At 71.7% G+C, this 8,579-nt stretch carries 8 protein-coding genes; 2 read left to right on the top strand and 6 right to left on the bottom strand.

Annotation, left to right across the window (positions count from 1 at the left end):
• The 4 genes from Q0W60_RS16870 to Q0W60_RS16885 form a co-directional block, all read right to left on the bottom strand.
• Nucleotides 1-1,911, bottom strand: a 1,911-nt coding sequence (locus Q0W60_RS16870; RefSeq protein WP_297697247.1) for an efflux RND transporter permease subunit, incomplete at its 3' end; no start/stop codon positions are given.
• A complete protein-coding gene (locus tag Q0W60_RS16875; protein ID WP_297697248.1) occupies nucleotides 1,908-3,053 on the bottom strand; it encodes an efflux RND transporter periplasmic adaptor subunit in 1,146 nt (381 codons plus the stop codon). The genes Q0W60_RS16875 and Q0W60_RS16870, both read right to left, overlap by 4 nt.
• On the bottom strand, nucleotides 3,043-4,527 hold the full coding sequence (locus tag Q0W60_RS16880) for an efflux transporter outer membrane subunit (protein WP_297697249.1): 1,485 nt from the start codon (nucleotides 4,525-4,527) through the stop codon (nucleotides 3,043-3,045). Before Q0W60_RS16880 ends, Q0W60_RS16875 begins: the two co-directional genes overlap by 11 nt.
• 102 nt (nucleotides 4,528-4,629) lie before the next feature.
• The gene (locus Q0W60_RS16885; RefSeq protein ID WP_297697250.1) at nucleotides 4,630-5,031 is read right to left on the bottom strand and encodes a hypothetical protein; all 402 of its coding nucleotides are present in this window, start codon (nucleotides 5,029-5,031) and stop codon (nucleotides 4,630-4,632) included.
• A 164-nt stretch (nucleotides 5,032-5,195) separates the two neighbouring features.
• On the opposite strand from Q0W60_RS16885, the gene Q0W60_RS16890 reads away from it, so the two are divergent.
• Nucleotides 5,196-6,806 carry a winged helix-turn-helix domain-containing protein gene (locus tag Q0W60_RS16890; RefSeq protein WP_297697251.1) on the top strand — a complete coding sequence of 537 codons (1,611 nt, stop codon included), beginning with the start codon at nucleotides 5,196-5,198 and terminating at the stop codon, nucleotides 6,804-6,806.
• 92 nt (nucleotides 6,807-6,898) lie between these two features.
• Nucleotides 6,899-7,576: a nitroreductase gene (locus tag Q0W60_RS16895; RefSeq protein ID WP_297697252.1), complete on the top strand. Its 678-nt coding sequence runs from the start codon at nucleotides 6,899-6,901 to the stop codon at nucleotides 7,574-7,576.
• Between the two features lie 14 nt (nucleotides 7,577-7,590).
• Here Q0W60_RS16895 and Q0W60_RS16900 read toward each other — a convergent pair whose 3' ends face one another.
• Both Q0W60_RS16900 and Q0W60_RS16905 read right to left on the bottom strand, forming a co-directional pair.
• On the bottom strand, nucleotides 7,591-7,767 hold the full coding sequence (locus Q0W60_RS16900) for a hypothetical protein (protein WP_297697253.1): 177 nt from the start codon (nucleotides 7,765-7,767) through the stop codon (nucleotides 7,591-7,593).
• A gap of 79 nt (nucleotides 7,768-7,846) precedes the next feature.
• Nucleotides 7,847-8,272 carry a GNAT family N-acetyltransferase gene (locus Q0W60_RS16905; protein WP_297697254.1) on the bottom strand — a complete coding sequence of 142 codons (426 nt, stop codon included), beginning with the start codon at nucleotides 8,270-8,272 and terminating at the stop codon, nucleotides 7,847-7,849.
• Nucleotides 8,273-8,579 lie beyond the last annotated feature (307 nt).

Below are 8,579 nucleotides of genomic sequence, written 5' to 3' on the forward strand. Positions count from 1 at the left end.
CCCCTTCCACTGCGAATAGGGCTTCAGCCCGAGGTAGAACTCGACGTTGAAGAAGCCTGTCGGGTCGGTGCCGTCGTCCGGCCGCCCGAGTTCAGAGGCGACCGTGGTCACCTCCGGGAACGCGCTCAGGATCTCGCGGATCCTGGGCGTGACCTTGGCGGACTCCTCGAGCGAGATGGTCGAGGGCATGGTGGCGCGGACCCACAGCGCGCCCTCGTCGAGGTGGGGCATGAACTCCGCGCCGATCCGCGGCGTCAGCAGCAGCGAGGCGGCGAGCAGCGCCGCGCACGCGGCCGTGGTCTTCCAGGGCCGCGCGAGACAGAAGTCCAGGCCCCTGGCGTAGGCCCGGTGGACCGCCTCGAGCGCGCGATTGCGCCGTTCGGCGACGCCGTGGCGCATGAACCAGAAGCAGAGCACCGGCAGCAGCGTCAGGGTGAACACCAGCGAGCCAGCCAAGGCGAAGATCATGGTGTCGGCCATCGGCCTGAACAGCGTGCCCGACGGCCCGGTGAGCACATAGATCGGCAGGAAGCTCGCGACGATCACCGCCACCGCATAGACCAGCGGCCGGTCGACCTCGGCGGCGGCGGCCCGGATGATCTCCAGCGCCGGAAGCGGCCGCTCCTTGTGGGCCGCGATCTGGCGGAAGATGTTCTCCACCATGAACACCGCGCCGTCGACCAGGATGCCGAAGTCGACGGCCCCGATGGACAGCAGGTTGGCCGATGCGCCCTGCAGGTCTAGGCAGACGAAGGCGAACAGCAGGGCCAGGGGAATGGTGACGGCCACGATCAGGCCGGCGCGCAGGTCGGTGAGGAAGAACACCAGCACCACCAGCACCAGCAGCACGCCTCTGAGGAGATTGCCCTCGATGACGCGGGTGGTGAGCGCGATCAGGTCGCTGCGGTCGTAGAACGGGTGGACCTTCACGTCCTTGGGCAGGTTCCGCTGGTTCAGCTCCCGGGTCTTCGCCTCCACGCGGCTCAGCACGGTCTGGGTCTTCTCGCCGGTGCGCATGAGGATGACGCCCTCGACGGCGTCGTCGCTGCGCTGGTAGCCGAACTCCCCGAGCCGCGGCGCGACGCCGAGCTGCACGCGGGCCACGTCCTTCACCAGCACCGGCGTGCCGGCGTGCACGGCGAGCACGATGTCGCCGATGTCCGCCAGGCTGCGGATGCGGCCCTCGCCGCGCACGTAGTAGAACTGGCCGCCCTGGGCGTAGAAGCCGCCGCCGGCGTTGTTGTTGTTGGCCGCGAGCGCGCTCTCCACCTGGGCCACGGTCAGCCCGTGGCCGGCCAGGCGGACGGGATCGAGCAGCACCTGGTATTGCATCTCGCCGCCGCCGAACCCGGAATCGTCGGCCACCCCGGGAACCGACCGGTAGGCCGGCTCGACGACCCAGTCCTCGAGCGTCTTCAGTTCGGTGGGGGACCGGTCTGGGCTCTCGAGCACGTAGCGGTAGATCAGGCCGGAGGGCGAGGAATCCGGCGAGACCGACGGGGCGACCCCGCTCGGCAGCTCGAGCCCTGGAAGCCGGTTGAACACCTGCTGGCGCGCGAAGTAGGTGTCCGTCCCGGTGTCGAAGGTCAGGGTCACGACCGAAAGCCCGTAGAGCGAGACCGAGCGGACGGTCGCCTCCTTCGGGATGCCGTTCACGCCGTTCTCGACCGGCACGGTGATCAGCCGCTCCACCTCCTCGGCGGCGTGGCCGGGCCACTGGGTGATGATCTCCACCATCGGGGGCGACAGGTCGGGATAGGCGTCGACGGGCAGCCGGGCGAGCGCCCGCAGGCCCGCGCCGATCAGCACGATGGTCAGCAGCCCCACGATCAGGCGCTGGTTCAGCGAGGCGCCGACGATCCGGTTGATCACCGTGCCGACCGCCTTCGGCTGCAGCGGCGGCTCGCTCATTGGCTCTGCATGAACTGCAGGAAGATCGCCCCGTCGACGACCACCCGGTCGCCGGCCGCGAGTCCTTCGGTGATGTCGTAGGCCTCGCCCACCCGCGGCCCGATCGTCACGCGTCGCCTCGCGAACCCGCCGGAGGGGGCAGCGAGGTAGACGAACGGCAGGTTCTCGTCATCGCGCAGGATCGCCGAGGCGGGGACCAGCAGGCCCGTGCTGACCGTGCGGCCCTGGATCGCCACACGGACGTACATCTGCTTTTTCAGCACGCCGCCGGGATTCTCGAGCGCCACCCGGGCGGTGACCGCGCCGGTGGCGGGATCGACCTCCGAGGCCACGGTCTGAACCCGTCCCGCATAGTTGGTCCCGTCGCTCGCGACCTGCGCCGCATCGCCGACCCTCACCCGCTTGACGTCGTCGCCGAACAGCTGGGCGTTGACCCACACCCGCGACAGGTCGGCGATGGTGAAGCATGGCGTCGTGCCGGCCTGCAGCAGTTGGCCGGGCGTGATCGGCCGCTCCACCACCACGCCGGCGATGGGTGAGCGGATGACCCCTTCGAGGCGCGAGATCGGCCGGCCCGCGTCGATCGCCCGCAGCGTCGCCTCGGGGACCGCCATGGCGCTCAGCGCCTGCCGGGCCGCCGCCAGGTCGGACTCGGCTCCCACCGCGTCGGTCTCGGCCTGCGCCGCTTCGCGGGCGGAGAGGCCATGGTGGGCCACCAGGTCCTTGTCGATGTCGGCGAGCCTGCGCGCGTTGGCCGCCGCCGCGGCGGCCTTGCGATAGGCGCTCACCGCCGCGCCGAAGTCCGAGGACTGCACCAGGGCCAGCGGCTGGCCCTTGGCGACATGGTCGCCCGGCGAGACCAGCAGGCGCACCACCGGGCCGGAGAAGGGCGCGAGCACGCCGGTCGCCTGGTCGTTGTCGAAGTCCACCACGCCGGTCGCCTGGACGGTGTCGCGGAAGCTTCCCGGCGTCACGGTGAACAGCCGGATCCGCTGCCGTTGCGCCGCGGTCAGGGTCACCAGCGACGGGGCGGCCTGGGCGGCGGCTTGGTCTGGGCGGGAGCAGCCTGCGAGCTCCGCCGCGGCAAGGACGACGAGCGCCAGCGCCGCGGCGCGCCGGGCGGAGACCGGCCTATCCGCCATGATCGCCTCCCGCGGCCGCGGCGCCGCGCCATCCGCCGCCCAGCGCCTGGAACAGGGCGGCGGTGTCGGAGAACCGGCTGGCCTGCGCCTGCACCAGGCCGAGCTCGGCCTGGCCGTACGCCTGCTCGGCGGCGAGCACCGCCGGATAGCCGGCGTAGCCGTCCTTCAGCTGGACCTTCAGGCCCTCCAGCGTGGTCCGGGCGGCCCGGTCCGCGGCGGCCGCGGCCTTCAGCGCCTCGGCGTCCTGCTCCAGGGCCGCGAGCACGTCGGCGACGTTCTGGAACGCGGCGAGCACGGTGCTGCGGTACTGCTGCGCGGCCTGGTCGTAGGCCGCGCGCGCGGCGCGCGCCCTGTGCCGCAAGGCGCCGCCGTCGAACAGCGGCGCGGCCGCCGCGGCGCCGAGCGTCCAGAACCCCGTGCCCGGCCCGAACAGCCGCCCCAGCGTCAGCGCCGTGCTGCCGGCGTCGCCCGTCAGCTGGATGTTCGGAAGCCGGTTCGCCGCCGCGATGCCGATCCCGGCGCTCGCCGCATGCAGGTTGGCCTGCGCCTGCAGCACGTCCGGGCGCTGCGCCACGATCGCCGAGGGGAGGCTGACCGGCAGGTCCCTCGGCAGCTCCAGGTCGGAGAGCTGCAGGCCGGCGGCGGGCGCCTCGCCGGGAAATGCGCCGGTCAGGGCGGCCAGCTGGTGCTGCAGCTGCGCGGACTGCCTGAGGAGCGGCGGCAGGGCGGCCCTGGTCTGGGCGAGCTGCGCCTCCTGCGCCGCCACGTCGAGGCCGCTCGAATAGCCCTTGGCCGATTGGCGCCGCACGATCTGCAGCAGCTCGGTCTCGGTCGCGATCAGCTCGCGGGTGATGCGGATCTGCGCCTCGACCGAAGCCTGCTGGATCGCGGTCGAGGCGACGTTGGCGGTCAAGGTGGTGTAGGCGGCGGCCTGCTGGTAGCGGACCGCCTGCTCCTGGGCTTCGAGCTGTTCGACGGTGCGCCGGTTGAGGCCGAACACGTCGGGCGCGTAGGAGACGCTCACCTGCGGCGTGAACAGGCTGTACTGGAAGACGTTGGCGTTCGGGACCGGCGCGAGCGTGCCGGCCTGGCGCTGGCGCGTGGCCGTGAGGTCGGCGCCGACCGCCGGCAGGTAGGCGGCTTTTTGCGCAAGCACGCCCTCGTGGGCGGCCCGCAGCGCGGCCTCGGCGGCCTCCAGGTCGGGATTGGCCGCCAGCGCCTTGTCGATCAGCGCGTCGAGCCGGCGGGCGTGAAACACGCTCCACCACTGGTGCGAGATCTCGCCGCCCGGCACGAACCGTTGCGGCTCGCCGGCCGCGACGCCTGGCGCGGCGGCGGTCGCTTGCGGAGTTGCGGGGAGCGCCCGCGGCCCCGGCGGCGGCGGCGCCTTGAAGTCCGGCCTGGCGGCGCAGCCGGCGAGCATCAGCGCTGTCGCGGTCGAGGCGAACCAGACGCATCTGGGGGTTGCCTTCATGGCTGTCTCCACAAGGGCTCGCCGCGCACCCGCGCGGAGCCCGGTCCATGCACGGCGCGCGCGACGGGCGGCTTGGCCGTCGGCGGCGCCAGCTCTATGGGATCAGCCTTGTGGAGGCGCTCGGCTTCGCCAGGCGAAGCCCGCCGGCGCCGGCGCCAGTCCGACGACGATCGGGGACCTTGCGGCGAGCGCGGCGAAAGCCCTTGCGGGCTGCGGCGACGAGACGGCGGGCGCCAGGAAGGCGCCGGCCGCGGCTGCGACCTGGCAAAGCGGACAGCCGATGGCGTCCTGGCCGGCCGGCGCCGGCGGGTGGCCGACAAGCTTGGCCGGCTGGTCCGCCGCCGCGCGCGAAGGCGCCGCCGGCGGCGCATGGAAGTGGGTCTGGGCGATGTAGGTCTGCAGCGAAAAGGCGAGCAGCAGGATCCAGGTGACCGCGAGGCGCCGCAGCGCGGGCCGCGTCCGCCCGCCCATCGTGTCGCCGAGCTGTGCCGCGGCCGCTGTCATCTCGCCGCCGTCGCCGCCTTCCGCCGTTCGCCCACCGCCTGGACCGGAGCGGCGTAATCCTTGCACTGGGCCCGGTCAATCCGGGGCGCCGTCGCGCGGGTGACGGCGACACGGCCGGTTGAAATGGTATACCTTTGTTCGGTGTCGGGGGCGTCGCCGTCTCAATGGACAAGCTTTCGTACGACTACATTCCCCCGAGTCGGGTCGACTTGGCGCGAGAGGCCGATCTCAATCTGGGACGGTTTTGCATCCGCCCCTCGCGGCGCCAGGTCGAGGCCGACGGCGAGGTCCAGGTCGTGCAGCGGCGGGTCATGCAGGTGCTCGTCGCGCTGGCGACCAGCTCCAGCGAGGTGATATCGCGCCGCGAACTGGTCGTCCGCTGCTGGGGCGGGCTGTCGGTGTCGGACGATGCGGTCGACAGGTGCATCGGCCAGCTGCGCCGGCTGGCCTCCGGCTGGACGGACCCTCCGTTCAAGATCTTGACCATTCCGGGGGTCGGCTACCGGCTCGAGCCGGCCGCGGTCGGCGCGACGTCGGCCTCTTCGTCTTCCGTACGGCGGGCCTACAGGCCGCGAATGGCCGTCCTGCCGTTCACGACCCTCAGCCCCGATCCCGCGCAGGGCTACCTCGCCGAAGGGATCGTCGAAGAGATCGTGACCTCGCTGTCGCTCTTCACCACCTTCGAGGTGGTCTCGGCCGGCGCGGGCATCATCGTGGAGGGGCGGAACCTCACGCCGCGCGAAGCGGCGCGCGAGCTCGGCGTCGATTACCTGCTCGACGGAAGCGTCCGGTGCGACGGCGAGCGCATCCGGGTGACGGTCCACCTGATCGACGCGCCCACCGGCACCGAGCTGTGGGCGGACCGCGTCGAGGACGCCGGCGGCGACGTGTTCGCCATCCAGGACGGCGTGGCCGAGCGCGTGGCCGGCGCGCTCGAGGCGATGGTCGAGGACATCCGGCTCGCCGCGGCGTCGCGCCGTCCGCCGGCCGACCATGACAGCTACGATGTGCTGCTGCGCGCCATGGACCTGTTCCGGTTCCCGGGGAAAGCCCCGATGCTCGAATCCATCGAGCTGTTGGAGCGCGCCATCGCGCTCGATCCGCAGTTCGCCGTGGCCCTTGGACACTCGGTGGTCTGCCATCGCCAGGTCGTCGATCATGAGTGGTCGGACGACATCGAGATGTTCCGTCGGCGCGGCCTGGCGTACGCCCAGCGGGCGCTGGCGGCGGCGCCGCGCGACGCCAGGGTGGTCGCCCATGTCGCGGCCGGCGTCTCGGGCCTCGACGACCGCCTGGATCGCGGGTTGGCGCTGGCGCAGGAAGCCATTTCGCTCAATCCGGCCTCCGCCTTCGTGTGGCTGATCAGCGGCTCGGTAAGGCTGAGGGCGGGAGAGCCGGAGCTGGCGGCCGCTCATCTGGAGCGGTCGCTGCGCCTGGATCCGATCTCGAACCGCAGCGGCTTCGCGCGGATGTATCTCGCCTCGGCCCGGTTCCAGCAGCGTCGGTTGGAGGAGGCGCTCGCCCTGTTCCGCACCACGACGCACCGGCTGCCGCTGAGCCATGCGATCCTGGCCTCGCTGCACGGTCATCTCGGCGAGCTCGAGCCGGCTCGGCGGGAGCTGGCGAACTTCGAACGCAGCGAGGCGGGGCCGCTCGAGAAGTATGTGCGGACCTGGTTCCCGGAAGCGCGATACCGGCGCCTGTTCCTCGACGGCTTGAGCCGGGCGGAGGGCCAGGGAAGCCCGCAGAGCCCTGCCCTGGGCCGGGCGCGCTAGCCTCCGCGCGCGGCGCGCGGCTCGGCTTCGACCCCTGGCGGAGCGTCGCGGAGTCCGCTTAAAGGTCTGGCTCCATCCCTGGGGGCCGGTGCATGCAGTTCGATGACGTCATCCTCGGTCGCCGCAGCATCCGCGGCTACAAGCCCGATCCCGTTCCCAGGGCGCTAATCGAGGAGATCATCGGGCTGGCGATGCGCTCGCCCTCGTCGATGAACACCCAGCCGTGGAACTTCTACGTCGTGACGGGCGAGCCGCTGGACCGCATCCGCGCCGGCAACACCGAGCGCAACCTCGCCGGCGTGCCGCATTCGCGCGAGTTCCGCATCGGCCAGCCCTTCGCGGGCCGGCACCGGGAGCGGCAGATCGGCGTCGCCAAGCAGCTGTTCGCCGCCATGGGGATCGCCCGCGAGGACATGGCGGGGCGCCAGGACTGGGTGCTCCGCGGCTTCCGCCAGTTCGACGCGCCGGTGTGCGTGATCGTGACCTACGACCGCGACCTGCACGGCAGCGACGACACGCCCTTCGATTGCGGCGCCGTGGCGACCGCGCTGGTCAACGCCGCCTGGTCGCGCGGCCTGGGCGCGGTCATCAACAGCCAGGGCATCATGCAGTCGCCGGTGGTGCGCGAGCATGCCGGGATCGCCGACGACCAGGTGATCATGAAGTCCATCGCCCTGGGCTGGCCGGACGAGACCTTCCCGGCCAACGCGGTCGTCTCCGAACGCAAGTCGGTCCGCGAGGCGACGGTGTTCGTCGGATTCGACGAATAGCCGCGCCGCTCACTTCAGGGGCGCCAGGGGCGGCCGACAAATCGCAGGTAGAAGGCCGCGAACAGCGCGACGATGCCGACGTTGGCGATCAGCCGCTCCCAGACGTGATGTCTGAAGAACGCCACGTCCACGCCGACGATCATGGCGGCCATGCACGCCACATAGAGCACGACGATCACCGAGTTGCCCATCCGCTCACACCTCGCGTCCGCCCCGCCTGACTAACGCCCGGGCGCGGCGTCCGTCGCCGAACGTCCGCGGCGCCGTTGATCATGAGCCGAGCGGGAACACCCACATGACGTCGTCGTCGGTTTCGCGAACGCCGCCGCAGCCGGCGTACAGGCGCATGGCCGCCTCGTTCGCGGCGCTCGTCAACACCCACATCTCGTAGTAGCCGCGCTCGACGCTGAGGCGCCGCAGGGCCTCGATCGTCGCGCTCGCCGCACCGCGCCTGCGATGCTGAGCATCCGTGTCCACCGAGTAGATCAGCAGCGCTGTCCGGGTCATCTGCGGCAGCACGTGACCATAGGTGAAGCCGACGGGCCGCCCGTTCTCCAAGGCGACGGCGGCCACGAAACAGGGGTCGGCGAGCAGTTGGCGGCATCGCTCGGGGCTGGGATCGTTGTCCTCCCCGCCGATCGCGGCGGCCGCGGCGAGCAGCTCTTCGTCGCCGGGATAGAGGATCCGCGCTTCCATGGTTGCTCCTCCAAGAGGTCCGCCGCCTCCGGTGCGCCAAGGGCGCCTATTTCGACCCGTTGCGGACTTCCGCGCCAGCCCGCAAGGTGCGGTTTCCACCCGGTTGGCTGACGTTCTCCTGGTCCGCGCGTCGCAGGTGACGCCGCGAATTGCTTGACTCCCGGGGGCGGATATGTTCTACTTTTGTTCATGTCGGAACGGGCGGAAATGGCCGAGCGGCACGCCGGCGTGCTGAAGGAGCTGACCGAGCTCGGGATCGCGCTCGCCCGCGACCTGCAGGCCACGGCCCTCGCCGCGACGGACCCGG

The organism is Phenylobacterium sp., from assembly GCF_025934275.1.
In the GTDB taxonomy this organism is placed as follows: Bacteria; Pseudomonadota; Alphaproteobacteria; order Caulobacterales; family Caulobacteraceae; genus Phenylobacterium.